Source organism: Streptomyces sp. 3214.6 (assembly GCF_900129855.1).
Taxonomy (GTDB): Bacteria; Actinomycetota; Actinomycetes; order Streptomycetales; family Streptomycetaceae; genus Streptomyces; species Streptomyces soliscabiei.
The window spans coordinates 7,974,269-7,998,734 of the sequence record NZ_LT670819.1 but is presented as its reverse complement, the minus strand read 5'-3'; the positions used below and the strand labels follow the sequence as shown (position 1 = coordinate 7,998,734).

Here is a 24,466-nt window from a genome sequence, read left to right as displayed (position 1 = left end):
GCGTCAATGGGGCGTGCAGCAACGGATGTGACGGAGGACGACGGGAGATGAGCGAGTTCCGGCCGGTTCCGGACGTACTGGCGTACCTCGCGGGGAGCTGGCGGGTGCGGCGGTCGGCACGAGACCGGGCGAGCGGCGACGAGGGCCGCTTCGACGGGATCACCGTGTTCAGCGCGCTGGAGGAGGGCGGCCCGGGGCACGACGCTCTGCTGCACGAGGAGTCCGGCACGTTCGTGTGGCTCGGCGTCGCCCGGCCCGCGCAGCGCACCCTGCGCTTCCTGCCGGGGCCGACGCCCGGCACGGCCGACGTGCGGTTCGCCGACGGCCGTCCCTTCCACGGCCTGGACCTGACCAGCGGCCGGCACCTCGCCGACCACCCCTGCTCCGCGGACCTCTACCGGGGCGAGTTCACTGTCCTGGGCCTGGACCACTGGCGGACGCTCTGGCGGGTGACCGGACCGGCCAAGGACCTGCTGCTCATCACCGACTACATGCGGGTGGGCTGAACCGAGGCCCCTTCGAGCCGCAGGTTCCAGCGACCGCCCCGGCCGGTGACCGTGGTCGTCGACAGGGGGCGCACGTCGATGTTCCAGTACGTCGACGGAGGCGCCTTGAGCGCGTACACCACCGCGGCCCGGATCACGCCGGGCTCGGCGACCGCCACGATCCGGTCGCCGTCCCCGAGCGGGCGGGTGTCGAGCCAGTCGCCCACCCGGGTGATGAAGTCCAGCAGGGACTCGCCGCCGTGCGGGGTGGCCAGCGGGTCGGCCAGCCAGGCGTCCACGGCCGCCGGCTCACGGGCCATCGCCTCGCCCAGGGTGAGCCCCCGCCAGCGGCCCATGGCGCAGTCCCGCAGGGCGAGTTGCACGAGTGGGGCGTAGCCGAGGGCGTCGCCGGTGGTGCGGCTGCGCGGGGTGGGCGAGCAGTAGCGCAGCTCGGCGGCGGCGAGGGGCAGGAGGTCGGGGACCACCCGCTGGACCTCGTCCCAGCCCGCCTGGTCCAGCGGCTGGTCGTCCTCGAAGCGTTCCGCGAGCAGCGAGGAGCTGCGAGCGGCGGCGACGAACGTGACCCGAAGTGGCATGCGGTGATGGTGAGCCGCACAAGTGCGCAGGTCAAGGGGTGTCGGCCGATGGGTTCGGGAATTCTTACCGGTGAGTCAGGCCGGGTCGGACAAGTCACTGGAAAACGAGCGCCATCCATTGGTCGGGCTTCTCCAGCGCCGCGAAGCCGACCTGTTCGTACACCCCGTGCGCGTCGTGCGTGGCCAGCAGTATGCGGCGCAGCCCGTGCGGCCGCAGGTGGTCGCGTACGGCGGCGACGAGGGCGGTGCCGAGGCCCTTGCCGCGGGCCGCCGGGTCCACGTACACGTCGCACAGCCATGCGAAGGTCGTGAGGTCCGTGACGACCCGCGCATAGGCGACCTGCTCCCCCGACGAGGTGTCGTAGACGCCGAAGTTCAGCGAACCGGCGATCGCCCGGTCCTGCTTCGCCCGCTCGCGTCCGATCGCCCAGTACGCGTCCGTGGACAGCCAGCGGTGCACGCGTCCGGCGTCGATGCGGGCGGGGTCGGTGGACATCTCGTAGCCCTCGGCGAGGGGCAGGGTGTCGTTCATGCGGGGATCCTCACCGCATCACGGGCGCCGTGTCGAACCGTTTCCGGGGAGCGCCTCGTCGGCCGCCGCCCGCAGCCGCCGTACCCCCTCCGCGATCTCCTCGGTCCCGGCGACGGCCGCGAAGCTCACCCGCGCGTGGGCGGCCGGGGGTTCGGCGCTGAAGTAGGGGCGGCCTGGGGTGAGGGCGACGCCCGCGCGCAGGGCGGCGGACGTGAACGCGCCCTCGTCCGTGCCCTCGGGCAGCCGCAGCCACAGGTGGTAGCCGCCGGACGGGACGTGCGGGAGGGCGAGTTCGGGCAGCCGCAGCCGCAGCGCGGAGGTCATCGCGTCCCGCCGGGCCCGCAACTCGGCGGCGACGGCCCGCAGATGACGTGGCCAGGCGGGCGAGCCGACGAGTTCGAGGGCCGCCTCCTGGAGCGGGCGGGGCACGAAGAAGGTGTCGACGACCTGGATGGCGCGCAGGCGCTGAAGGACCGGACCGCGGGCGGCCAGCGCGCAGACCCGGAAGCTCGGCGAGGTCGCCTTGGTGAGCGAGCCGACGTGGACGACGACGCCGTCGGGGTCGTCGGCGGCGAGCGGACGCGGCAGCGGTCCGGCGTCCTCGTGCGCGAGCCGCCGCACGAAGTCGTCCTCGACGACGAACGCGCCCGCCTCGCGAGCGATGCGCAGCACCTGCGCGCGCCGGTCGGCCGCGAGGACGGCTCCGGTCGGGTTCTGGAACAGCGGCTGGCAGACGAAGACCCGGGCGCCGGTGGCCCGGAACGCGTCGGCGAGCAGCTCCGGCTTCACACCGTCCGGGTCGACCGGGACCGGTACCGGGCGCAGTCCCGCCGAGCGGGCGATCGCGAGCATGCCGGGGTAGGTGGGCGACTCGACGAGCACCGGCGCGCCGGGCGGGGCGAGGGCGCGCAGGGCGGTGGTGAGGGCCGCCTGGCCGCCGGCGCTGACCAGTACCTCGGCCGCGGTGACGGAGCCGCCGATGGTCCGCGCGAACCACTCGCGCAGCTCGGGCAGCCCTTCCATGGGCGGCCGCCCCCACGCTCCAGGCCGCCGTCCGGCGCGCGCCAGCGCCGCGGCCATCGCCCGCTCCGGCTGCAGCGAGGGGTGCAGATAGCCGCCGTTGAACTCGACGACGCCGGGCGGCGGGGCGGCCAGCGACACCGTGACCCCGGAGGCGTCCACGGAGCGCGGCACGAGGTCGGCGGCGCCGTCCGCGCTGAGCGCGACCTCCTGCCAGGACGTGTCGCCGGCCGGCGTGCCGGTCGTCCCCGTCGGCCGCGCCCGGAAGGCGCCCGCGCCGGGCCGGGTGACCACCAGCCCCTCGGCGGCGAGCTGCGCCAGCGCCCGCGAGACCGTCACGGGGCTCACCCGGAACCGTTCGACAAGGGCCCGGCTCGACGGGAGCTTTCCACCGGGAGAGTAGCGGTCGAACTCCCGACGCAGCCGATCCGCCAGCTCACCCACACTGCTACGCTCTTGCATGGAGACACAGAGTAGCGCTACTGCCCGGCCCGCGATAGCGGTCAGCACCCCGGACGCCGGACCAGGCACGGCGGACGCCCCGCCCCGGTCCAGCGGCCTCGGCACCCTGCTCGCCGTCCTCGGTGTCGTCGCGTTCTCCCTCACCTTCCCCGCCACCGCCTGGGGGCTTGAGGGCTTCGGCCCCTGGTCGCTGGTGGCCGCGCGCAGCGTCCTGGCCGCGTTGATCGCGGGCACATGTCTGCTCGCGCTCAGGGTCCCGCCGCCCGCCCGGCGGCACTGGGCGGGGCTCGCGGTCGTGGCCGCCGGGGTCGTCGTCGGCTTCCCACTGCTCACCACGCTCGCGCTGCGGACGTCCACCACCTCGCACGCCGCCGTCGTGGTCGGCCTGCTGCCGCTGACGACCGCGCTGCTGTCCGCCCTGCGCATGGGTACCCGCCCCTCCCGCACCTTCTGGGCGGCGGCCCTGGCCGGCGCGGGCGCCGTGGCGGGGTTCACCGTGCAGCAGAGCGGCGGCGCGCTGACCACCGCCGACCTGTATCTGTTCGGGGCGCTGCTGGTGTGCGCGGCCGGCTACACCGAGGGCGGCCGACTGGCGCGGATCATGCCGGGCTGGCAGGTCATCGGCTGGGCCCTGGTGTGCTGTCTGCCGCTGAGCGTGCCCGCCGCCGCGCTCGCCCTGGCCCACGAGCCCGTCCGGCTGACCGCGCACAGCGTGGCCGGGCTGCTGTGGGTCGCGGCCGGCTCGCAGTTCCTCGGCCTGGTCGTCTGGTACCGGGGCATGGCGGCCATCGGCATCCCCAAGGCCAGCCAGTTGCAGTTGGCCCAACCCCTGCTCACACTGGTGTGGTCGGTGCTGCTGCTGGGCGAGCACCTCACGCCCGCCGCTCCGCTGACGGCCGCGGCCGTGCTCGTCTGCATCGCGGTCACGCAGCGGGCGCGCGGCTAGTGCCTTGCCGGTTCACGGCACTGGCCTCGGCAGAACATGCCACCGCTTCCGCATCCGGTGAGGAGGCCCCACAGATGCGCGCAACCAAGGGCGACCAGCTTGTCCAGCACGGCAGGGTGGTCGGCCAACACGACAAGGTCGGCGAGATCGTCGAAGTACTGGGCCAGGGAGGCAACCCGCCGTACCGCGTTCGCTTCGAGGACGGCCACGTGGGCCTGTGCTCACCCGGCCCCGACACGGAGATCCGGCACAGGGCGGCCGAGGAACGACGGCGGTAGACCGCCGTCGGTAGCTCGACCGCGGATCAGCGCGGGGGCTGCGCCGACTGCTGGTAGTGGTCGGCGACCACCCGCGCCATCGCCCCGATCGGGTCCGTCCTGACGTCCTTGGCGGCGAAGAAGACATGCCCGCGCACCTGCGGGTGCGCGGCGGCCAGGTCGAGGTGGTCGGACAGTTCGGCCGGGTCCTGCCAGGCGGCGGGCTGCGTCGGGTCGCCCGCCCGGTACAGGGCCTCGCCGATGTAGAGCCGCGTGCGGCTGCCCTTCGCCACCTCCGCCCACCAGGGCACGAGTTTGGCGTAGTCGGCGGCCGACTGGCCGATGTTCCAGTACAGCTGCGGGACGACGTAGTCGATCCAGCCCTCCCGCACCCACTTGCGGGTGTCGGCGTGGATGTCGTCGTACGACTGCAGCGCCCGTGTGTCGGAGCCGCGCGAGTCGGTGGAGGCGTTGCGCCACACGCCGAACGGGCTGATGCCGAACTGGGTGCCGGGCCGTACGGCCTTGATCCGGGCGGCCGTCTCCAGCACCAGCTTGTCGATGTTGTCGCGCCGCCAGGCGGCCCGGCTCGGGAAGGCGCCGCCGTGGGCGTCGTACGCGGCGTCGTCGTCGAAGCTCTGGCCGGCCACCGGGTACGGGTAGAAGTAGTCGTCGAAGTGCACGGCGTCCAGGGGGTACTTCTCCACCGCGTCGAGGATCGCGTCCTCGACGAACGCGCGGACCTCGGGCAGCCCCGGGTTGTAGTAGAGCTTCCCGCCGAACGGCACCACCCAGTCCGGATGCCTGCGGGCCGGGTGGGAGGCGACGAGCTTCGTGGGGTCGTCGTGGGTCGCGACCCGGTACGGGTTGAACCAGGCGTGCAGCTGCAGACCCCGCGCATGGGCCTCCGTGACGGCCGTGCCCAACGGGTCCCAGCCCGGCGCCTTGCCCTGGGTGCCGGTGAGGACCTGCGACCACGGCTCGTACGGCGAGGGCCACAGGGCGTCGGCCGTCGGCCGCACCTGCAGGACGACGGTGTTGAGGCGTCTGCGGACCGCCAGGTCGAGCCAGGTGATCAGCTCGCTGCGTTGCGCGGCGGCGGTCAGTCCGGTGCGGGACGGCCAGTCGCGGTTGGCGACCGTCGCCAGCCACATCCCCCGCATCTCGGTCGTCGCCCGCCGCTCCCCTGTCGCCCGTCGCTCCCCCACGGGAGCGGCCGCCGCACCCGTCGTGGTGAACGCCGACAGCGCTGCCAGCGCGAACGCCCGCCGGGTCAGTCGCCCCATCGCACACATCCCCACATACTCCGCGGATCCGCTCGGTCACGGATCGTATCGGGGCCCAGCATGCCCCCACCCCGGCGATCGATCATCGATACTTGCTAGTAACGTGCACGATCGGAGCAGGCCGGCCGGAATCCGGCGGACCTGTCACAGCCATCAGAGTCAGCGCGGCGAAAGGGACGATGTGACGGGCACCCCAGCGGGAGACATCTCACGGGTCGGCGTGGTCGGCTGCGGCCAGATGGGGGCGGGCATCGCAGAGGTCTGCGCCCGCGCCGGACTCGACGTCAAGGTCGCCGAGACCACCGGCGAAGCCCTGGAGATCGGCCGTACCCGGTTGTTCAACTCCCTGGCCAAGGCCGCCGAACGCGGCAAGATCTCCGAGGAGGAGCGGGACGAGACGCTGGCGCGCCTGACCTTCACCACGGACCTCGGCGAGTTCGCCGACCGCGACCTGGTCATCGAGGCCGTGGTCGAGAACGAGCAGGTCAAGACCGAGATCTTCCAGGTCCTCGACCAGGTCGTGACCCGCCCGGACGCCATCCTCGCCTCCAACACCTCCTCCATCCCGCTGGTGAAGCTGGCGGTCGCCACCTCGCGGCCCGACCAGGTCGTCGGCATCCACTTCTTCAACCCGGCCCCCGTGCAGAAGCTCGTCGAGCTGATCCCGGCGCTGACCACCTCCGAGGGCACGCTCGGCCGGGCGCAGCTGTTCGCCGAGAAGCTGCTCGGCAAGCACGCGATCCGCGCCCAGGACCGCTCCGGCTTCGTCGTCAACGCGCTGCTGATCCCCTACCTGCTCTCCGCGATCCGGATGTTCGAGACGGGCATCGCCAGCCGCGAGGACATCGACAACGGCATGGAGATGGGCTGCGCCCACCCGATGGGCCCGCTGAAGCTGTCCGACCTGATCGGCCTGGACACCGTCGCCTCGGTCGCGCAGTCGATGTACGACGAGTACAAGGAGCCGCTGTACGCCGCTCCCCCGCTGCTCCAGCGCATGGTGGACGCGGGCCGGCTGGGCCGCAAGACCGGCTCGGGCTTCTACACGTACTGATGACCCACCGTGTTCGCCACGGGCCCGGCGCTCCTCGGAGTGCCGGGCCCGTTCGCTTCACACACCGTGTGCGCACCGGGCCCGCATATGCCCCGCGCACACGCTCCCCGTGGGCCCACCAGGCGAGTTGACTCATCATGCCCATGCAAGGGGTGTGAGACGACTACGGAAAGGAGCGGACACGTGACCGCCGATCCCGAGCATCCCGTCGTCCATGGAGAACTCGCAGAGTTACGGCGCCGGCTCGACGTGGCGTACGCCCGCGTCGAGGGCGGGCTGGCTCTGCTGACGCACCGCACCGAGGAGTCCGCCAAGGAGATCGACGAACTGAGCACCCGCATCGTGACATTGGAACACGCACGCTGGCCGCTGCCGGCCGTGGCCGCGCTCACCTCCGTCGGCGCACTGGTCGTGACGGTCTGGCAGGCACTGGCCCACTAGGGCCCGACAGCGGGCCTCAGGTGGTGCAGCAGCATCAGCGCGGCCGCCATGTTGGCGGCCGGGACCTCCCCTCGGGCGACCAGGTCGGGAACCAGCTTGAGGGGGACCCACTCCCGGCGGTCCGACTCGAAGTCGTCGACCGGGTGTCCCACGTACTCGCCCCTGTCCGACCAGTAGATGTGGTGGACGGCGTCGGTGAGCCCGTTGGACGGCTCCACGCTCATCAGGTGGTGCAGCGGCCCCGGTCGCCAGCCGGTCTCCTCCTCGAGTTCCCTGGCGGCCGCGCGGGCGACGTCCTCGCCGTCCTCGACCACGCCCGCCGCGAGTTCCCACCCCCAGCTGTCGGTGATGAAACGGTGGCGCCACAACAGCAGGACCTCGTTGGCCTCGTTCACGACCGTCGCCACCGCGACGGGCCTCAGCCGTATGAGGAAATGATCGAGATGCCGGCCGTCCGGCAACTCCACATCCGCCAGGTTGACGCTGAACCAGCGGTTTTCATACACAGTTTGTTCGTTCTGTTTTGTCCACTGCACGGTTCTGCCACCTTCCGTCGAGTAAGTGGCAATATCGCAGCAGGAACTACGCAGCGTCGGCGTCGCTACCGGTGTTGATGTCTGTCGTCGGACACCCCCGTGACACCCCGCCTACAGCGGCACGCGCAGCGCCCCGTCGATGAGTTCGGCGGCCTCGGCCGTGCCCGCGCAGTCGCTGCGGACCAGGTGTTCGCGCACCGCCCGAAGTCTGTCGCGCACACGCTGGGACTCCATTCCCCGCGCCTGCTCGGCCATCCGCACGGCGGTGACCACCGCCTTGTCGGTGTTGCCCTGCCGCAGTTCGATCGTGCTGAGCATGGCGAGCCGATGCACCCGCCCCCGGTCGTGCGACGGGTTGTCGACGGCCGCCACGGCATGCTCGGCGGCGGCCGTGAGGTCGCCGAGGCTGAGCAGCGCCTCCGCCACCTGGACGTTGACCAGGCCCGGCTGGACATAGCCGGTCTCGTCGGGCTCGTGTCCTGGCCGGATCCGTTCGGCGGCCGTCTCCGCGCGCCGGATGCACGACAGGGCGCTCGTGCCGTCGCCGAGGTGGGCGTACGCCTTGGCCTGCATCGCGTACAGGTCGGAGGCCAGCGCGGGCGTGATGTGCCGGCCCGCCGCCCGCAGCGCGGCCTCCGCGAAGGCGACGGCCTGCCGGTACTCCCGCATGAACAGCGACTGGTTGACGAGGAGAGCTATGACATACGCCCCAAGTCCCCGGTCGCCGCTGGCCTTTGCCAGCCGCAGCGCCTGATGGAAGTAGCGCTGGGCGAGGCCGTGCGCGTCGGAGTCGTACGCACAGATTCCGGCGACGGCGACCAACCCGCCGGTGGCCCGGTGCAGTTGACGGCCCGTCTCGTCGGTGTAGCTGCCCCTCAGTAACGGTGCGGCCTCCGCGTTCAGGAAGCCGACGATCCGGCTGCGGGTCGCGATGCCGCCGGCCTTGCGGTACATCTGCTCGTAGTGGGCACGGGCGGCGCGCAGCATCTCGATGTCGGCGGAGGTGACGCGATGCCGGCCGCCGCGGGAGACGTCCACGTCCTCCGGCGGGTTCTCCCACTCCCACACCGGCATCACGGCCGGCGTGCCGGTGACGGCGGGCGCGCCCAGGAGGTGCGGGCGCTGCTGCTCGTCGGAGCGCCACAGGGCGGTGGCCCGCTCGACGAACCCGGAGAGCGAGGTGCCGTGCGGGCTGGACGGCTCCCCCGGCACGCCGAGACCGATGTCGTCGAGAGTGACCGGCCGGTGCAGGCGGGTGGCGAGCACTTCGCAGATCAGGTCGGGCACCTGGCCCCGCGGCCGCTGGCCCTTCAGCCACCGGGCCACCGCCGTGTGCTCGTACCGCAGGACGAGTCCGCGGGCCCGTCCGGCCTGGTTGACGTGGGCGGCGAGGCCCGCGTGCGAGACGCCCGCCTCGTCCAGGATCGCGTCGAGCAGAGTGTTGGGCTGCATGGATGGCCCCCCGGTACCTCGATGCCGTCAGCGTAGTGGGTCCGCCCTCACACGGGGTGTGAACGGAGTGCGCGCATTCGCAGGGTGCGCGCGCTGTCGCGCAGCGTTTCCGGGCCGTTTGACTGGAATGCCTCGCAAGAGGTCCGCCGGGCCGTCGGCTCCCCCTCAAGAACGACGGCCCGGCGATGCGCTCCGCGGGTCCGGCGCAACTGCGGAGCGGCTGGTCGAGGCCACCACGGATCCAGGGTCGACACAGCCCCCGCACCCTGGGGGTGCGGGGGCTGTGCGACCGGCGTCAGCCGCGCAGTACCGCTCCCGTGCGCTCGCCCGCAAGAGCGACAGCGGCATCCCGGGCGGCCGAGGCCTCGTCGACGGTCAGGGTCCGATCGCCCGCGCGGAAACGCAGCGCGTACGCCAGCGACTTGCGCCCCTCACCGAGCTGATCCGCGTTCTCGTAGACGTCGAACAGCCGGATCCCCTCCAGCAGTTCACCCGCGCCCTCCCGCAGCGCGGCCTCGACCTCGGCGTGCGGCACGAACCTGTCCACGACGAGGGCGACGTCCTGCGTGGCCACCGGGAACGTGGAGATGCTCGGCGCCTGGGGCGTGTCGTCGCCGACCTGCTCCAGGACGTCGAGGTTCAGCTCCATCGCGCAGGTCCGGGCGGGCAGCCCCAGTGCCTTCAGCACCCGCGGATGCAGCTCACCGGCGTGACCGACGACCCGCTCGGAGCCGTCGACGACCACGACGAGCTCGGCGCAGCGACCGGGGTGCCACGGCCCGTACTGACCGCTGCGGACGATCAGCTCGGCCCCGGCCTCTCGGGCGACGATCCGCGCCGACTCGATCGCGTCGGCCCAGTCCGACGGACGGCCCTTGCCCCACCAGCCGGCCTGCTCGCGGGCGCCCGCGAGGACGGCGCTGACATGGCGCGGCTGCTCGGGCAGCACGACGTCGAGCGAGGCCAGCTCCTCGTCGGTGGGCCGGCGGTCGACCGGGAGGTGACCGGCGACGCCGGCGTCCTCGCGCGGGAGGAAGACCAGACCGGTCTCGAACAGGGCCAGGTCGTGGCTGCCCCGCCCGTCGTTGCGCCGCAGGGCGCCGAGCAGACCCGGCAGCAGCGACGTGCGCAGCGCGGGCTCCTCGTCGCTCAGCGGGTTGGTGAGCTTGACGACGCGGCGGGCCGGGTCGTCGGCGTCCAGTCCGAGCTGGTCGAAGACCTGCTCGCCGATGAACGGGTAGTTCGGCGCCTCGACGTAGCCGGCCCCGGCCAGGGCGCGGCCGACGCGACGGTGCAGCCGCTGGCGGTGGGTGAGGCCGCGGCCGGAGGGGAGGTTGGGCAGCGTGGAGGGCAGGTTCTCGTAGCCCTCCAGCCGGATGACCTCCTCGGCGAGGTCGTTGGCCTCGACGAGGTCGGGCCGCCAGGACGGGACGGTGACGATGAGCTCGTCCTGCCCGTAGACGTCGCAGCCGATCTCCTGGAGGCGGCGCACGACGGTCTCCCGGCCGTAGCCGACGCCCGCGACCTTGTCCGGGTGGTCCGCCGGAACGCTGATCGTGTGCGGGGCGGACGGGGCGATGATCTCCGTGACGCCCGCGTCGGCCGTACCGCCGGCGAGGAGCACCAGCAGGTCGACCGTGCGCTGGGCGGCGGCCGCGGCGGCGGCCGGATCGACGCCGCGCTCGAAGCGGCGCGACGCCTCGGAGGACAGCTTGTGGCGGCGGGCCGTGCGCGCGATCGACACCGCGTTGAAGTGGGCGGCCTCGATGACGACGTCGGTCGTGGCGCTCCCCCCGTTATCGGCGGCATCGTGGTCTGCGATCTCGGTGTCGGCGCCGCCCATGACCCCGGCGAGGCCGATGGGACCGCGGTCGTCGGTGATGACGAGGTCCTCGGCGTGCAGCTTGCGGGTCACTCCGTCGAGGGTGACGATCTGCTCGCCCTCACCGGCCCGGCGGACGCCGATGGCGCCCTGGACCAGCGAACGGTCGTAGGCGTGCAGCGGCTGGCCGAGCTCCATCATCACGTAGTTGGTGATGTCGACGGCGAGCGAGATCGGGCGCATGCCGACCTTCTGCAGCCGGCGCTGCAGCCAGATCGGGGAGCGCGCCTCGGGGCTCAGACCGGTGACGGTGCGGGCGGTGAAGCGGTCGCAGCCCATCGGCTCGGAGACCTGCACCGGGTAGCCGAAGGCGTTCGGCGCCGGTACGTCGAGCAGGGCGGGGTCGCGCAGCGGCAGACCGTAGGCGATGGCGGTCTCGCGGGCGACGCCGCGGATGGACAGGCAGTCGCCGCGGTTGGCGGTGACGGCGATGTCCAGGACCTCGTCGACCAGCTCCAGGAGCTCGATGGCGTCCTTGCCGACCTCGGTCTCCGGCGGCAGCACGACGATGCCGTGGCTGCCGTCGTCGCCCATGCCCAGCTCGTCGCCGGAGCAGATCATGCCGTGGGACGTCCTGCCGTACGTCTTGCGCGCGGCGATGGCGAAGTTGCCGGGGAGGACGGCGCCCGGGAGGACGACGACGACCTTGTCGCCGACGGCGAAGTTGCGGGCGCCGCAGACGATCTCCTGCGGCTCACCGGTGCCGTTGGCCGTGCCCACGTTCACCGTGCAGAAGCGGATGGGCTTCTTGAAGCCCTCCAGCTCCTCGATGGTGAGCACCTGCCCCACGACGAGCGGGCCCTTGAGGTCGGCGCCGAGCTGCTCGACGGTCTCGACCTCGAGGCCCGCGGAAACGAGCTTGGCCTGCACGTCACGGCCGGTCTCGGTGGCCGGCAGGTCGACGTACTCCCGCAGCCAGGAAAGCGGGACCCGCATCAGATCTCCATCCCGAACGGCCGAGTGAACCGGATGTCACCCTCGACCATGTCTCGCATGTCTTCGACGTTGTGGCGGAACATCAGCATCCGCTCGATGCCGAACCCGAAGGCGAACCCGCTGTACTTCTCCGGGTCGACGCCGCAGGCGGTCAGCACCTTGGGGTTGACCATGCCGCAGCCGCCCAGCTCGATCCAGCCCTCGCTGGAGCAGGTGCGGCAGGGGCGGTCGGGGTTGCCGACGGACTCGCCGCGGCAGACGTAGCACACCATGTCCATCTCGGCGGACGGCTCGGTGAAGGGGAAGAAGTTCGGCCGCAGCCGCGTCTTCATGCCCTCGCCGAACAGCGACTGGACCATGTGGTCCAGGGTGCCCTTGAGGTCGGCCATGGTCAGGCCCTCGTCGACGGCGAGCAGCTCGACCTGGTGGAAGACCGGAGTGTGCGTGGCGTCCAGCTCGTCGGTGCGGTAGACGCGGCCGGGGCAGATCACGTACACCGGCAGCTCGCGCTGCATCAGCGAGCGGATCTGGACGGGCGAGGTGTGGGTGCGCAGCACGACGCCGGACTCGGTGCCGCCCTGGGGGCCCTGCACGAAGAAGGTGTCGGCCTCACCGCGGGCCGGGTGGTCCGGGCCGATGTTCAGGGCGTCGAAGTTGAACCACTCGGCCTCGACCTGGGGGCCCTCGGCGACCTCGTAGCCCATGGCCACGAAGACGTCCTCGATGCGCTCCGACAGCGTGGTGAGCGGGTGGCGGGCACCGGCGGGCACCCGGTCGTGGGGCAGCGTGACGTCCACCGCCTCCTCGACCAGCACCCGCTGGTCCCGCTCGGCCTCCAGCTCCTCCTGGCGCGCGGCGAGACCGTTGTTCACGGCGCCGCGGGCCTGGCCGACGAGCTTGCCGGCGGCGGCCTTGGCGTGCGGGGGCAGGGCGCCGATCTCGCGGTTGGCGAGGGCCAGTGGGGAGGAGCCGCCGGTGTGGGCGACCTTCGCCTCCTGGAGCGCTTCGAGGGAGTCCGCGGCGGCGAAGGCGGCGAGCGCCTCGTCCCGCATGCGCTCGATCTCTTCCGGTTTCAAGGCCTCGACCTCTACAGGGTCGTACGACTTATTCGGTGCCGACATCTCTTCCCGTGCTTCCGATTGGCTGGCTGAAGGTCCCCGTCACCGACTCACGCAGAGGTCAGAGGGCCGTCCATGGGACACAAAGGTGCCAAAGGCCGAGTCTAACGGGGTGGAGGTACGCGCATGCGCCCGCGGGCGGCCGGGCCGGTTCTCAGGTGAGATACGCGGGGGCGCCCACGGGCAACGTAAATCGGAACTCGGCGCCGCCGCCGGGGGCGCGGCCGACCGTGATGGTGCCGCCGTGGGCTTCGACGATGCCCTTGACGATGTACAGCCCGAGGCCCGTGCCGCCGCGCTTGCTGCCCCGCCAGAAGCGGGTGAAGACGCGGTTCATGGACTCCTCCGGGATGCCTGCGCCCTCGTCGCTCACGGTGACCGACGTACCGGTGTCCTCCCCTTCCCGGGGGGACGCGGTGGGCGTGATGTCGATCGTGACGGTTCCCTCGCCGTGGCGCACCGCATTTTCGATGAGGTTGCTCAGCACCTGGTCGACCTTGTCGGGGTCGGCCCACAGGTCGGGCAGCGGCTGTACGAGGCGCAGCAGGAACCGGTCGGCGGGCTGTCCGGCGGCGACGTAGGCCTGGATGTGCCGTCCTACGGCCGCGCCTATGTCGACGGGCTGGCGGCGCACCTCCAGTCTTCCGGAGTCGATGCGCGAGATGTCGAGCAGTTCGGCGATGAGCCGGGTGACCCGGTCGGCGTCGGCGTCGACGGTCTCCAGCATCAGCCGTTTCTGGTCGTCGGTGAACCGCGACCACTTGGCGAGCAGGGTGGCGGTGAAGCCCTTGACGGAGGTGAGGGGCGAGCGCAGCTCGTGGGCGACGGTGGCGATCAGCTCGGCGTGGCTGCGCTCGGTGCGGCGGCGGGCCTCGGTGTCGCGGATCGAGACGACGACCCGGTGGACGGGGCCGGTGGGTTCGGTCCGGAGGTACCGGGCGGTGACCAGTACCTCGCGGCCGCCCGGCAGCAGCAGGTTGCGCTCGGGCTGGCCGACGCGGATGGCGAGGCCGCCGTAGGGGTCGGTCAGCTGCCACCAGCGGCGGCCTTCGAGGTCCTCTAACGGCAGGGCCTTGTCGAGGCGCTGTCCGAGGGCGTCCGCGGCGGGGACCGCGGTGATGCGCTGGGCGGCGGCGTTGAAGCAGATCACGTGCCCGTGCTCGTCGGCGACGACGAGTCCGTCGGGCAGGTCGTCGGGGTCGATGCCGAGTCCGGCGAGGTCACCGGCCGACCGTGGCGTGGGCGGCACGGCCTGTGCATCCCGTGTACTGCTCATGCCGACGCTCATTCCCCGTACCCCACCTCTCAGACGACTGAGGGGCCCCCGAGCTGGTCACCCTACTAGCTCTCGGTGACGGAACGGCACCCTCCGGAGGCGCGCTGTGCACGGGCCGATGCATACAGACATACGGCGGCGGCGGTCGCCAGGTTCAGGCTTTCGGCCTTCCCGTGGATCGGAACCCGTACGACGGCGTCGGCGAGGTCGCGGGTCTCCTCGGGGAGCCCCCAGGCCTCGTTGCCGAACACCCAGGCGGTGGGCCCGCCCATGGTGCCCTTGTCGAGTTCGTCGTCGAGGTCGTCGTCCCCCGCACCGTCGGCGGCGAGGATCCGCACCCCGGCCTCCTTCAGCCCGGCCACGGCCCGCTCGACGGGCACCCCGACGGCGACGGGCAGATGGAACAGCGACCCGACGGAGGCGCGGACTGCCTTGGGGTTGTACAGGTCGACGGAGGCGTCGGTGAGGACCACGGCGTCCGCCCCGGCGGCGTCGGCGCAGCGCAGGACGGTGCCGGCGTTGCCGGGGTCGCGCACATGGGCCAGCACGGCGACCAGCTTCGGCCGGGCGGCGACGATCTCGTCGAAGGGCGTGTCCAGGAACCGGCAGATTCCGACGAGACCCTGCGGGGTGACGGTGGTGGAGATGTCCTCGATGACCTGCTCGTCGGCGAGGTGCACCCGGGCGCCGGCGCCTCGCGCCTCCCCGATGATGTCCGCGTACCGCTCCGCGGCCTCGACCGTGGCGAACAGTTCCACGAGCGTCGCGTCGCCGTCGGCCCGGTGCGCGGCCGCCTCCCGCACGGCCTGCGGCCCCTCCGCGAGAAACAGCCGCTCCTTCCCCCGGAAGTTCCGCCGGGCGAGCCGCCGCGCGGCGGACACCCGGGGTGAGCGGGGGGAGATCAGCTCGGGGCTGGCGGAGGACATGTTCTCGTTCACCTTCGGTGTCTGTGCTGCCGGGGGACGCTTACCGACGCCGGCGGGGTGCCGTTGGCGCCTGCGCAGTGCGGGCGACTGCGACGCCCAGGTGCGCGGGGAACTGCGCGACCAGCGACGGGCGGCCCGCAGCCGACGGCACAACGCGCGGACCCGCAGGCCGTCTGCAGCCTGCGGGTCCTTCAATCACGTCGGCCTAAAGCCAGCGCAGCGTCACGCGGCCTTGGGCGCGTTCACGTCCGCCGGGAGGGCCTTCTGCGCGACCTCGACCAGCGCGGCGAACGCGGTGGCGTCGTTCACGGCCAGCTCGGCCAGGATCTTGCGGTCGACCTCGATGTTCGCGGCCTTCAGACCCTGGATGAGGCGGTTGTACGTCATGCCGTTCTGACGGGCCGCAGCGTTGATGCGCTGGATCCACAGCTGACGGAAGTCGCCCTTGCGCTTCTTGCGGTCGTTGTAGTTGTAGACCAGCGAGTGGGTGACCTGCTCCTTGGCCTTGCGGTACAGGCGCGAACGCTGACCGCGGTAGCCGGAGGCCGCCTCGAGGATCGCCCGGCGCTTCTTGTGGGCGTTGACTGCCCGCTTGACGCGTGCCACTTGTTTAACTCCTTGTAGCGGGGCCGTGGTTCGTGGTCACACGGCCCGGAATCGATTGGGTCCCGGTCCAGACGTAGGGCGCGCGGTGATCAAGGGATCAGGCGCCGCCGCGTCACTTGCCGAGAAGCTTCTTGATCTTCGCGGCGTCGCCCGGGGCCATCTCGGCGTTGCCGGTGAGGCGACGCGTCACGCGGGACGACTTGTGCTCGAGCAGGTGGCGCTTGCCGGCGCGCTCGCGGAGCACCTTGCCGGAGCCGGTGATCTTGAAGCGCTTGCTGGCACCGCTGTGCGACTTGTTCTTCGGCATAGCGCCGTTCTCTCCTCGTCGGTGGCGTTCCGGTGCCCGGTCGTGAAACCGGGCACGGTGGAACGTCGCTTGTATCGGTTGGGTCCGTGGGACTGACGTCCCTCGGGTCACGCGTCGGCGGAAGCCTCGGCAGGAGCCTCGACGTCGGCCTCGGCCTCGGAGTGCACGGCGTCGGGGTCCGCGGCGTTCTGCGAACGGCCCGGGTTGGCCTTCGCCTCGGCCTTGCGGGCCTCCTGCGCCTGACGGGCCTCGGCCATCGCCTCGGTCTTCTTCTTGTGCGGACCGAGAACCATGATCATGTTTCGGCCGTCCTGCTTCGGGTTCGACTCGATGAACCCGAGGTCCTGGACGTCCTCCGCGAGACGCTGCAGCAGTCGGTAGCCCAGCTCGGGCCGGGACTGCTCACGACCGCGGAACATGATCGTGATCTTGACCTTGTCGCCCTGCTTGAGGAACCGAACGACGTGACCCTTCTTGGTGTCATAGTCGTGCGGGTCGATCTTCGGCCGGAGCTTCATCTCCTTGATGACCGTGTGCGCCTGGTTCTTGCGCGCCTCACGGGCCTTCATGGCCGACTCGTACTTGAACTTCCCGTAGTCCATGAGCTTGCAGACCGGCGGGCGGGCGTTCGCCGCGACCTCGACCAGGTCCAGGTCGTACTCCTGCGCAAGCTCCAGTGCCTTGGCCAGGGGGACGATGCCCACCTGCTCGCCACTGGGACCGACAAGTCGCACCTCGGGAACGCGAATCCGGTCGTTGATGCGGGGCTCGGCGCTGATGGATCCTCCTCGGTAGCACCACGCGGCGGTCTGGCGGACGGCCGCGTAACGTCTGTGTTCGTTAGACCTATAACCACGCCGAAGCACAAAAAATGCCCCGAACGATCACATGCGGGGCTCCAAGCACTACCGGAGCACCGCCGCAAGGATCGCGGGGCGCACTACCGGGCGACTCCATCGTCCGTACGGAACGATGGTGGCCGCCTGACCGGGGTGACCCGCCGTCCTGGAGGACAGTCGGGTGGGAGCTCGGAGTCTCCACTTGTGGGCCGGGCCCGCCTGCTGGGACGCACGCGTGTCCGACCGGTCGTTACACGAGATTAGCAGCCCGCGCCAGGAACGGCGAATCGAGCCTCGATACGGGAGCCGTCCTGCCCTGCGCCTATCGTGTCCTGCATGAGTGAGACCTCCCCCGCCGGCTCCGCCGAGACCCCCGGCTCAGCCGGCTCCCCCGACTTCGACGAGATGACCCGCGACATCGCCGAGGTCCCCGCCGTCGAGGTGATCGTGACGGTCGCCGTGAACCTGATGAGCGCCGCCGCGGTGAAGCTCGGACTGACCGAGGAGGGCGACAAGTACAAGGACCTGGACGAGGCCCGCAAGCTGGTGACCGCCCTGGCCGGGCTGCTGGACGCGAGCGCGACCGAGATCAGCTCCTTCCACGCGGCCCCCCTGCGCGACGGCCTGAAGTCGCTCCAGCTCGCGTTCCGCGAGGCCTCGCTCGTCCCGGACGAGCCGGGCCAGGGTCCGGGCGAGAAGTACACGGGCCCGATCTACGGCTGACCCGGCTCTCGAGCCCGTCAGCTCCCGTCAGCTCCCGTCAGCACATAGGCTTTTCGGCTTTTCAGCTTTTTACGTACAGGGGCTCGCCCGGAGGCGTCGTCCCGGCCGGCAGCAGTGCCAGGTCGAGACCGCGTACCAGGCGGGCCCTCAGTGTTTCGTCGGCGGCGAGACGCCGGGCCACCGCGCGGGCGGCCTCGGCGGGGGCGGCGGCCGGGTCGAGGACGAGGGCGAGGGTGCCGTCGGCCTGCCCGGGTCCGAGGTGGGCACGGAGGACCTCCGGTTCGGCGGCCACGGCGGCCCGGACCGCCGCGATCACCGCCGGGTCCGCGAGCGGGTCGGTCGTCGTACGGCCCTCGGCGAGCGCCAGCAGCGCCGGCCCCGTCAGTTCGAAGGCGACCGGTCCGGCCAGGTCGAGGACGACCGTGTCCGCCTTCTCGTGCGCGGCGGCCTGCAGCGCCTGATGCAGGGGGACGGCGACCGGGCGGGCCTCGGGGTCCCAGCGGGCGAGGGTGTCGGTGGACGTGAAGGCGGGCAGCGCGGTGCGGCCGCCGGCCTTCAGGGTCGGGACGGCCATGTCGCTGGTCTTCTCACGCCGCAATCCGTTCTCGCCCTCCTCCACCTCACCCAGCACCGCCACCACGGGGACCAGGAGCCGGGCGCCCTTGAGGGCCGCCAGGACCGGGCCGACGGCGGTGCGGTCCTCGGCCCAGGCGGCGAGCGCCGCGCTCAGCAGGGGGTCGGCACTGCCGTCGTCGTCGGAGAAGCCGGAGTCGGGAATGTTCTTGTTCGCCACGGTCGTCGACCTTATCGGGGGGATGCTGCTGGCCTTGTGCGGGGCCCGAAACGCGCTGGTGACGGCTTTCACGGGATCCTCAGGCTCCGCTGACACACCTTTAACGGCCGTCTCACACTGTGCACAGTCGCCGCCCCGAGCATCTCGGGCATGGAGTCTTCCAGAGCACGTCGCAGCCGCCGCGCTCGCCCCTCGCGACGGCGTCCGCTCCTCCACCTCGCACTCGCCGCGGTCGCCGTCCTGGGGGCGACGGCGGGCGGCACCGTTTATGTGAAGGCACAGGCGCGCTCGGGCGCGGGGGCCGTATCGTCGTCCTCTCCCGCGCCGTCGGCCTCGGCCCCGGCGTCCGGGTCACAGGACGGGGAGGTGTCCGTGGAGACCGTGGCAGCGTCCGGGACGGACCGCGACGCGCTGCTGGCGTCGGCGATGAGGTCGGTGACCGTGCCGGGTGCGGCGGCCGTGTCGGTGGCGGTGCTGGACATGGACTCCGGGGCCGGCGCCGCGTACGGCGAGGGCCTCTTCGACACGGCGAGCATCGTCAAGGTGGACATTCTGGCGACACTGCTGCTCCAGGCCCAGGACGCGGACCGGGGTCTCACGGCGGCCGAGAAGTCGTACGCCACCGCGATGATCGAGAACAGTGACAACGACTCGGCGTCGACGCTGTGGCGGACCATCGGGAAGGCGGCGGGTCTGGACGCCGCGAACGAGCGGTTCGGGCTGACGGAAACCGAGGGCGGCGACGACCTGCTGTGGGGGCTGACCCAGACCACGGCCGCCGACCAACTCGCCCTGCTCCAGCAGGTGTTCGGGGAGGACTCGGAGCTGAGCGAGGCCTCGCGGACGTACCTCCAGGGGCTGATGGGGCAGATAGCCGTCGGTCAGCGCTGGGGTGTCTCTGCCGCGGCCGAGGGGTCCTCGTGGGCGTTGAAGAACGGCTGGCTGCCGCGCAGCACGACCGGGTTGTGGGACGTCAACAGCATCGGGCGGGTCACTGTCGGCGGCCACGACTACCTGGTGGCCGTGCTGTCGAACGGCAACGCGTCGCAGTCGGCGGGGATCGCGCTGGTCGAGGCGGCGGCCGAGGCAGCGGTGTCAGCGTTCACCGCCGACTAGCGGCGCGGCGCCCTAGAAGGCCTCGTACGCCTCGCGGGAGTCGTGCGGGTCGCGTTCGCGGCGGCCGCGCCACAGGAAGACCGCCGTCACCAGCAGCACTCCCCCGGCGCCGCCCGCGAGCAGGCCCGCCCAGCTCGACGTGTCGTCGTCCGTCTTCTCCTGGTCCGGGCCGGGGCCGAAGTACCGCTCGCCGGAGGCCGCGGACTGCAGGCCCTCCGGCTTGAGGGCTGCGGCGGCCTTGATCGCGGCGGCCGGGTCGACGAAGCCGTAGCCGCGGGAGTCGTCGCGGCCGCCGGAGGGGGCGTTGCGGGCGGTGTCCTCCAGGAGCTTCTTGATCTGCGCGGGCGTCAGGCCCGGGTGGGCGGCCTTGACGAGCGCCACGGCCCCCGAAACGAACGCGGAGGCGGCGGACGTCCCCCAGCCCTGGTAGTACCTGTGGTCCGGCTCGGCGATGACGACGTCGACGCCGGGCGCGCTGACCGTGGCGTACCAGCGGCGGGTGGAGAACGAGGCGCGGATGCCGTAGCGGTCGACGGCGGTCGCGGCGATGACGCCCGGGTAGGCGGCCGGGTAGGAGATGTGGTCGCCCTTGTCGCCGCCGTTGCCGGCCGAGGCGACGACGACCGAGCCCTTCTTCAGCGCGTACTGGACGGCCTCGTCCTCGGCGGGCTCGGGGTGGGCGGAGGCGGAGTCGTCGCCGAGGGAGAGGTTGATGACGTCGGCGCCCTGATCGGCCGCCCAGCGGATGCCTTCGGCGAGGGCGTTGCCGCGGGTGTTGCGGGCCTTGGTGCGCTGCGGGTCGTCGTCCTCCAGGATCACGCGGACGGGGAGGATCTTCGCCTCCGGGGCGATCCCGAGGACGCCGTCGGCGTTTCCGGCGCCGTGTCCGTGACCGGCGATGATGCCGGCCATCGCGGTGCCGTGGACGGCCCAGGCAGGCTGGCCCTCGACCGCTCCGAAGCCGACCATGTCCTTGCCGGCGAGTACGTTCCCGGCGAGGTCGGGATGGTCGGCCTCGACGCCGGTGTCCAGGACGGCGACGGTGATGCCCTTGCCCTTGGTTGTCCGCCAGGCCTGCTGCGTGTGCAGGGCGTCCAGGGCCCACTGCTGGCCGCGGATGCTGTCGGCGTAGGCGGTGGCGGGCGGCACGAGAGCAACCGCGGCGGCGAGGAGACCGCACAGGATCCCGGCCCTGCGGGTGGTCGTGCGACGGCTCATGAGGGCTGCTCCGTGGGCGTGACGGCGGTCTTGCGCAGGCCTCGCTCGATGCGGTCGGCGAGGCCTTGGGCCTCGTTGCCGAGGCCGGCCTGGGCGGGGGCCGTGGTGGCACCGGTCGCGGTGGCCTCCGGGGCGGGTTGGGGGGTGTCGACGGTACGGCCGTCGGCCCAGCCGGAGACGGCGTAGACGACGACGGGTGCGTCGGTCAGGACGGAGACCGTCCACGCGGCGCGCTGTTTGTCGCCGAACGCGGCGGCGGCGGTGCCCTTCGCGGCGTACGGGCGGGGCATCAGGTCCGTCCGCCGTGTCAGGCCTTCCTTCGCGAAGCGGCTGCCGAGCGAGCGCATGGCGGCGGCGTCGGCCTTGGTGAACAGCAGGCCGACGGTGGTCACGTAGCTCTGGGTGGCGTCGGTGTAGGTGGCGCGCAGGAGGCGGGCGCAGCCGACGGGCGCGAGGACCTGCTGCAGCAGCGGGTCGAAGGCGTCGGCGCAGGTGCTGTCCGGGGCGACGGCGATCCGCGTCCAGGTGCGGTCGGCGCCGCCCGGGCCGGCTCCCTGTCCGTCGACCGTGGGCGGGAACAGCTGGTCGACGGGCACGTTGTGCCACAGGCCGCCGGCGGTGACGTAGGTGCTGTGGTCGGCGCCGTCCTCCGAGTCCCCGACGAGCCAACTGCCGGTGACGGCACCGCCGATGAGTCCCAGTCCGAGGACGACACAGGCGGCGGCCGCGGCGGTGCGTCCTCGTCGGCCGAGGATCCGGGGCGTGTCGCCGTACCCCTCGGGCCGCGCGAACGTCACGACGGGGCGCGTGGCGCCGGGGGTGGCGCCCGGGGTCATGGGGGCGCTCCAGGAGAGGGCCGGATCGGGGCCGCTCGGCACGTCCGGGGCACCGTCGGGCCGTGGCGGAGCCGCCGGCACGGGTGACTCCGTCGGCATGGCCGGGGGGGTCGGCGCGGTCGGCATGGTCGGCATGGTCGGCATGAGGAAGTCGGGCTGCCGCAGGGAAGCCCCAGGACTCCAGGCCGGCGGGTCGTCCAGCCTCGGGGCCACCTGGAAGTCGCCACGGTCGCCGGCCGCCTCGGTCTCCTGCCGAGTCCGGCCGGGCGCGGGCACCCAACTGCGCGGCAGGGGCGACCAGCCACGGTCGGGAGCGGCGGCAGGGGCGCTCTGCGGGCGGGCGGGGTTTGCGGTACCGCCGGCGGGGACGTCGTCCGCGTCGGCGGGGCGTGAGCCGTCCCGGTCGCCGGGACGAGGCGCAGACGCCCCCGCACGGGAGACGCCGTCGCTCCCGCCCCCAGGACGCGAGTCATCCGGACCCGCAGGGCGCGAGTCCTCGCGGTTGGCGAGGGCGGGCGTGGACGCGTCGGCGCGTGGGGTGTCGCTCTCGGCGCTCGCGGTGTCCCAAGCGGTGTGCTTGAGGGGGCCGTTCGAAGCGGTGGGGCGGGAAGCGGCCGGGGCCGAAGCGGCGCTGCGGGAGCGCGGCACGTCGAAGAACCCGGAACCCGTCGGGGTAGCCGGGCCGGCCGCGGCGGCTGGACGCGACGAAGCCGGAGCGGCGGGGCCCTGACCCGCCCCGGACGCCGGGCGCGACGAAGCCGGACCAGTGGGGGCCGCGCCCGCCGCGGACGCCGGGCGTGAAGTTGGGGGCTGGGCGGGGGTGCGGCGGGGGGCGCGGCGGAAGTCGTGGGGCGGGGCGGGGCGGGGGGCGGGCGGGCGCTCTTCTGCTGGCGCGGGAGTCCCCGTGTCGTCGCTTCGGGCCGGCTGCGGCGGGGTGTCGGGGAAGCGGGCCGACGCGGGCGGCGGGGGCGGGGTCATGGCGTCCGTGTGCTGGGCCCGCAGGTCGGTGAAGCGGGGGGCGGTGCGGGGAATGGGGGGCGCGGCGGAGGAGAGGGGCGAGCCGTCCCGGGCCGGGTTCGTGCCCCCGGCGGCCGGTGCGTTCGCCGGACGCGTGTCCTGCTGCTCGGCGGGGGCCGTGTCGGCCCGGCGCGCGGGCTCCCGCTCCCGCTCCGGCTGGTCGTCCTGGCCCGTCGTGGGGGGATGGGCGGGGCGGGGCGGCGTCGTCGGGCGCGGGGGGACGGTGGGGTGGGGCGGTACGTCCGGGCGCGGGGGGACCGAGGCGCGGCGTGCTTCCGTGCTCATGCACCCCCCGTTTCCTCGTGCCCGGGCCGTCGTTCTCGTACGCGGGCCGACGTGCACTTGCCCGGCGGCCCGGCGCGGACACGGTGGTCCCTCCAGGGCTCGCATACCCGCACGAGCGGACCGGCATCCCGACGCGGGTGCCCGGCCGGCGCCGTTCCGCCGTACGTGCGCGTCACTCTACGGCTTGTTGCTGGGCAAACGGGAACCAGTCCACGCCCCCCGGGGCATCTGCCCGGAACGTCCCCCTACCCTGCGGTAATCCAGTCTGGCAGGCTTCGTTCATGACTGCGCGCGCCGCCGACCGGGCCCGATACGACCGGGCCACCGAGCATCTCGACGCCCCTCTCGCGATCGTCGACCTGGAGGCCTTCGACGCCAACGCGGAGGATCTCGTCCGCCGGGCCGGCGGGAAGCCGATCCGGGTGGCCAGCAAGTCCGTGCGCTGCCGGACGCTGCTGGAGCGCGTCCTGGCGAAGGACGGCTTCGCCGGCATCATGTCGTTCACCCTCGCCGAGTCGCTGTGGCTGGCCCGGTCGGGATTCGAGGACATCCTCCTGGCGTACCCGTCGGCCGACCGCACCGCCTTCGCGGAGCTCGCCGCCGACCCCAAGCTCGCCGCCGCCGTCACCGTCATGGTCGACGACGTCGCCCAGCTCGACCTCATCGACTCGGCGCGCGCCGGCGGCAGTGAAGTCGTCCGGGTCTGCCTGGAGTTGGACACCTCGCTGAAGATGCTCGGCGGACGGTTCCGGGTCGGCGCCCTGCGCTCCCCCCTCCACTCCCCCGCCCAGGTCGCCGAGGTGGCGCGGGCGGTGGCCCGGCGCCCCGGTTTCAAGCTGGTGGGGATCATGGCCTACGAGGGTCATATCGCCGGGGTCGGCGACGCGGTCGCCGGGCGGCCCTTCCGGTCCCGGGCGATCCGGCTGATGCAGGCCACCGCCCGCCGTGAACTCGCCGAGCGGCGCGCCGCCGTGGTGCGCGCGGTGCGGGCCGTCGTACCGGATCTGGAGTACGTCAACGGCGGCGGCACCGGCAGTGTGCAGCACACCGCCGCCGAGGACGCGGTCACGGAGATCGCGGCCGGGTCAGGGCTGTACGTGCCGCGTCTGTTCGACAACTACACGTCCTTCAGCGGGCGTCCGGCCGCCCTGTTCGCCCAGCCCGTCGTGCGCAGGCCGGGCGTCGGGATCGTGACCGTCCTCGGCGGCGGTTACCCCGCCTCCGGCGCCGCCGGGCCCGACCGGCTGCCCGTGCCGTACCTCCCGGAGGGGCTGCGGTACGACCCCCAGGAGGGCCCCGGCGAGGTGCAGACGCCGCTCATCGGCTCCCCCGCCGACGATCTGCTGATCGGCGACAAGGTGTGGTTCCGGCATGCGAAGGCCGGTGAGCTGTGCGAGCGGTTCGATGTGCTGCACCTGGTGGAGGGGGACACGGTCGCGGCGACCGTGCCCACCTACCGGGGCGAGGGGCACACGTTCCTCTGAGTCCTGTTCTTCGGGTTCTTCTGAGTCCTGTGCCTCC

Annotated in this window: 24 protein-coding genes; 8 read left to right on the top strand and 16 right to left on the bottom strand. The window is 72.6% G+C overall.

Annotated elements, in window-relative coordinates; genetic code table 11:
• Nucleotides 1-47: 47 nt before the first annotated feature.
• Nucleotides 48-506: a DUF6314 family protein gene (locus tag B5557_RS36140; RefSeq protein ID WP_079663429.1), complete on the top strand. Its 459-nt coding sequence runs from the start codon at nt 48-50 to the stop codon at nt 504-506.
• On the opposite strand, the gene B5557_RS36135 is transcribed toward B5557_RS36140, so the two are convergent.
• From B5557_RS36135 to B5557_RS36125, 3 genes are all read right to left on the bottom strand, one after another.
• On the bottom strand, nt 488-1,081 hold the full coding sequence (locus B5557_RS36135; protein ID WP_079663428.1) for a histidine phosphatase family protein: 594 nt from the start codon (nt 1,079-1,081) through the stop codon (nt 488-490). The genes B5557_RS36140 and B5557_RS36135 overlap by 19 nt on opposite strands.
• A gap of 94 nt (nt 1,082-1,175) precedes the next feature.
• The gene (locus B5557_RS36130) at nt 1,176-1,613 is read right to left on the bottom strand and encodes a GNAT family N-acetyltransferase (RefSeq protein WP_079663427.1); all 438 of its coding nucleotides are present in this window, start codon (nt 1,611-1,613) and stop codon (nt 1,176-1,178) included.
• An 18-nt stretch (nt 1,614-1,631) separates the two neighbouring features.
• On the bottom strand, nt 1,632-3,095 hold the full coding sequence (locus B5557_RS36125) for an aminotransferase-like domain-containing protein (RefSeq protein ID WP_079663426.1): 1,464 nt from the start codon (nt 3,093-3,095) through the stop codon (nt 1,632-1,634).
• Here B5557_RS36125 and B5557_RS36120 point away from each other — a divergent pair.
• Both B5557_RS36120 and B5557_RS36115 read left to right on the top strand, forming a co-directional pair.
• Nucleotides 3,094-4,041 (top strand): DMT family transporter, encoded by a 948-nt coding sequence (locus tag B5557_RS36120; RefSeq protein ID WP_079663425.1) that lies wholly within the window; start codon nt 3,094-3,096, stop codon nt 4,039-4,041. The genes B5557_RS36125 and B5557_RS36120 overlap by 2 nt on opposite strands.
• Before the next feature lie 74 nt (nt 4,042-4,115).
• On the top strand, nt 4,116-4,319 hold the full coding sequence (locus tag B5557_RS36115) for a DUF1918 domain-containing protein (RefSeq protein WP_079663424.1): 204 nt from the start codon (nt 4,116-4,118) through the stop codon (nt 4,317-4,319).
• Between the two features lie 26 nt (nt 4,320-4,345).
• On the opposite strand, the gene B5557_RS36110 is transcribed toward B5557_RS36115, so the two are convergent.
• Entirely contained in the window at nt 4,346-5,584 is a 1,239-nt protein-coding gene (locus B5557_RS36110) for a glycoside hydrolase family 10 protein (RefSeq protein ID WP_079663423.1), read from the bottom strand.
• 181 nt (nt 5,585-5,765) lie between these two features.
• Here B5557_RS36110 and B5557_RS36105 point away from each other — a divergent pair, with 181 nt between their 5' ends.
• A complete protein-coding gene (locus B5557_RS36105; RefSeq protein ID WP_173877773.1) occupies nt 5,766-6,638 on the top strand; it encodes a 3-hydroxybutyryl-CoA dehydrogenase in 873 nt (290 codons plus the stop codon).
• A 183-nt stretch (nt 6,639-6,821) separates the two neighbouring features.
• Complete coding sequence (locus tag B5557_RS36100; RefSeq protein WP_079663422.1) at nt 6,822-7,079, top strand: hypothetical protein; 258 nt, start codon at nt 6,822-6,824, stop codon at nt 7,077-7,079.
• Here the strand turns inward: B5557_RS36100 and B5557_RS36095 are convergent.
• The 9 genes from B5557_RS36095 to infC form a co-directional block, all read right to left on the bottom strand.
• Entirely contained in the window at nt 7,076-7,615 is a 540-nt protein-coding gene (locus B5557_RS36095) for an NUDIX hydrolase (RefSeq protein ID WP_079663421.1), read from the bottom strand. The two genes, B5557_RS36100 and B5557_RS36095, sit on opposite strands and share 4 nt — an antisense overlap.
• 111 nt (nt 7,616-7,726) lie before the next feature.
• The gene (locus B5557_RS36090; protein ID WP_079663420.1) at nt 7,727-9,067 is read right to left on the bottom strand and encodes a transcriptional regulator; all 1,341 of its coding nucleotides are present in this window, start codon (nt 9,065-9,067) and stop codon (nt 7,727-7,729) included.
• 295 nt (nt 9,068-9,362) lie between these two features.
• Nucleotides 9,363-11,885, bottom strand: coding sequence for a phenylalanine--tRNA ligase subunit beta (gene pheT, locus B5557_RS36085; protein ID WP_079663419.1), 2,523 nt, complete (start codon nt 11,883-11,885; stop codon nt 9,363-9,365).
• Nucleotides 11,885-13,006 (bottom strand): phenylalanine--tRNA ligase subunit alpha, encoded by a 1,122-nt coding sequence (gene pheS / locus B5557_RS36080; protein WP_079663418.1) that lies wholly within the window; start codon nt 13,004-13,006, stop codon nt 11,885-11,887. Before pheS ends, pheT begins: the two co-directional genes overlap by 1 nt.
• Before the next feature lie 151 nt (nt 13,007-13,157).
• Nucleotides 13,158-14,291 carry a sensor histidine kinase gene (locus B5557_RS36075; RefSeq protein ID WP_079663417.1) on the bottom strand — a complete coding sequence of 378 codons (1,134 nt, stop codon included), beginning with the start codon at nt 14,289-14,291 and terminating at the stop codon, nt 13,158-13,160.
• Nucleotides 14,292-14,344: 53 nt separating this feature from the next.
• Nucleotides 14,345-15,205, bottom strand: coding sequence for a TrmH family RNA methyltransferase (locus tag B5557_RS36070; RefSeq protein ID WP_079663416.1), 861 nt, complete (start codon nt 15,203-15,205; stop codon nt 14,345-14,347).
• A gap of 222 nt (nt 15,206-15,427) precedes the next feature.
• Nucleotides 15,428-15,811 carry a 50S ribosomal protein L20 gene (gene rplT, locus B5557_RS36065; protein ID WP_057580434.1) on the bottom strand — a complete coding sequence of 128 codons (384 nt, stop codon included), beginning with the start codon at nt 15,809-15,811 and terminating at the stop codon, nt 15,428-15,430.
• Nucleotides 15,812-15,923: 112 nt separating this feature from the next.
• Nucleotides 15,924-16,118 carry a 50S ribosomal protein L35 gene (gene rpmI, locus B5557_RS36060; RefSeq protein ID WP_003977225.1) on the bottom strand — a complete coding sequence of 65 codons (195 nt, stop codon included), beginning with the start codon at nt 16,116-16,118 and terminating at the stop codon, nt 15,924-15,926.
• Nucleotides 16,119-16,225: 107 nt separating this feature from the next.
• Nucleotides 16,226-16,897, bottom strand: coding sequence for a translation initiation factor IF-3 (gene infC, locus B5557_RS36055; protein WP_079665186.1), 672 nt, complete (start codon nt 16,895-16,897; stop codon nt 16,226-16,228).
• A gap of 396 nt (nt 16,898-17,293) precedes the next feature.
• On the opposite strand from infC, the gene B5557_RS36045 reads away from it, so the two are divergent.
• On the top strand, nt 17,294-17,680 hold the full coding sequence (locus B5557_RS36045; protein WP_079663415.1) for a DUF1844 domain-containing protein: 387 nt from the start codon (nt 17,294-17,296) through the stop codon (nt 17,678-17,680).
• Between the two features lie 61 nt (nt 17,681-17,741).
• Here the strand turns inward: B5557_RS36045 and B5557_RS36040 are convergent, their stop codons facing one another.
• Entirely contained in the window at nt 17,742-18,473 is a 732-nt protein-coding gene (locus tag B5557_RS36040; protein ID WP_079663414.1) for an SseB family protein, read from the bottom strand.
• A 150-nt stretch (nt 18,474-18,623) separates the two neighbouring features.
• Here B5557_RS36040 and B5557_RS36035 point away from each other — a divergent pair, with 150 nt between their 5' ends.
• Complete coding sequence (locus tag B5557_RS36035; RefSeq protein WP_079663413.1) at nt 18,624-19,589, top strand: serine hydrolase; 966 nt, start codon at nt 18,624-18,626, stop codon at nt 19,587-19,589.
• Nucleotides 19,590-19,601: 12 nt separating this feature from the next.
• Here B5557_RS36035 and mycP read toward each other — a convergent pair whose 3' ends face one another.
• Complete coding sequence (mycP, locus tag B5557_RS36030) at nt 19,602-20,807, bottom strand: type VII secretion-associated serine protease mycosin (protein WP_079663412.1); 1,206 nt, start codon at nt 20,805-20,807, stop codon at nt 19,602-19,604.
• The gene (locus B5557_RS46005; RefSeq protein ID WP_331716806.1) at nt 20,804-22,945 is read right to left on the bottom strand and encodes a hypothetical protein; all 2,142 of its coding nucleotides are present in this window, start codon (nt 22,943-22,945) and stop codon (nt 20,804-20,806) included. Before B5557_RS46005 ends, mycP begins: the two co-directional genes overlap by 4 nt.
• Nucleotides 22,946-23,226: 281 nt before the next feature.
• On the opposite strand from B5557_RS46005, the gene B5557_RS36020 reads away from it, so the two are divergent.
• Complete coding sequence (locus B5557_RS36020; protein WP_079663411.1) at nt 23,227-24,429, top strand: amino acid deaminase/aldolase; 1,203 nt, start codon at nt 23,227-23,229, stop codon at nt 24,427-24,429.
• The last annotated feature ends 37 nt before the right edge of the window (nt 24,430-24,466 follow it).

Excerpts from the sequence above, each read along its gene's own strand:
- B5557_RS36140 (WP_079663429.1), top strand. The coding sequence starts at position 48 with ATGAGCGAGTTCCGGCCGGTTCCGGACGTACTGGCGTACCTCGCGGGG.
- B5557_RS36135 (WP_079663428.1), bottom strand. The coding sequence starts at position 1,081 with ATGCCACTTCGGGTCACGTTCGTCGCCGCCGCTCGCAGCTCCTCGCTG.
- B5557_RS36130 (WP_079663427.1), bottom strand. The coding sequence starts at position 1,613 with ATGAACGACACCCTGCCCCTCGCCGAGGGCTACGAGATGTCCACCGAC.
- B5557_RS36120 (WP_079663425.1), top strand. The coding sequence starts at position 3,094 with ATGGAGACACAGAGTAGCGCTACTGCCCGGCCCGCGATAGCGGTCAGC.
- B5557_RS36125 (WP_079663426.1), bottom strand. The coding sequence starts at position 3,095 with ATGCAAGAGCGTAGCAGTGTGGGTGAGCTGGCGGATCGGCTGCGTCGG.
- B5557_RS36115 (WP_079663424.1), top strand. The coding sequence starts at position 4,116 with ATGCGCGCAACCAAGGGCGACCAGCTTGTCCAGCACGGCAGGGTGGTC.
- B5557_RS36110 (WP_079663423.1), bottom strand. The coding sequence starts at position 5,584 with ATGGGGCGACTGACCCGGCGGGCGTTCGCGCTGGCAGCGCTGTCGGCG.
- B5557_RS36090 (WP_079663420.1), bottom strand. The coding sequence starts at position 9,067 with ATGCAGCCCAACACTCTGCTCGACGCGATCCTGGACGAGGCGGGCGTC.
- pheT (WP_079663419.1), bottom strand. The coding sequence starts at position 11,885 with ATGCGGGTCCCGCTTTCCTGGCTGCGGGAGTACGTCGACCTGCCGGCC.
- pheS (WP_079663418.1), bottom strand. The coding sequence starts at position 13,006 with ATGTCGGCACCGAATAAGTCGTACGACCCTGTAGAGGTCGAGGCCTTG.
- B5557_RS36075 (WP_079663417.1), bottom strand. The coding sequence starts at position 14,291 with ATGAGCGTCGGCATGAGCAGTACACGGGATGCACAGGCCGTGCCGCCC.
- B5557_RS36070 (WP_079663416.1), bottom strand. The coding sequence starts at position 15,205 with ATGTCCTCCGCCAGCCCCGAGCTGATCTCCCCCCGCTCACCCCGGGTG.
- rpmI (WP_003977225.1), bottom strand. The coding sequence starts at position 16,118 with ATGCCGAAGAACAAGTCGCACAGCGGTGCCAGCAAGCGCTTCAAGATC.
- B5557_RS36045 (WP_079663415.1), top strand. The coding sequence starts at position 17,294 with ATGAGTGAGACCTCCCCCGCCGGCTCCGCCGAGACCCCCGGCTCAGCC.
- B5557_RS36035 (WP_079663413.1), top strand. The coding sequence starts at position 18,624 with ATGGAGTCTTCCAGAGCACGTCGCAGCCGCCGCGCTCGCCCCTCGCGA.
- mycP (WP_079663412.1), bottom strand. The coding sequence starts at position 20,807 with ATGAGCCGTCGCACGACCACCCGCAGGGCCGGGATCCTGTGCGGTCTC.
- B5557_RS46005 (WP_331716806.1), bottom strand. The coding sequence starts at position 22,945 with ATGAGCACGGAAGCACGCCGCGCCTCGGTCCCCCCGCGCCCGGACGTA.
- B5557_RS36020 (WP_079663411.1), top strand. The coding sequence starts at position 23,227 with ATGACTGCGCGCGCCGCCGACCGGGCCCGATACGACCGGGCCACCGAG.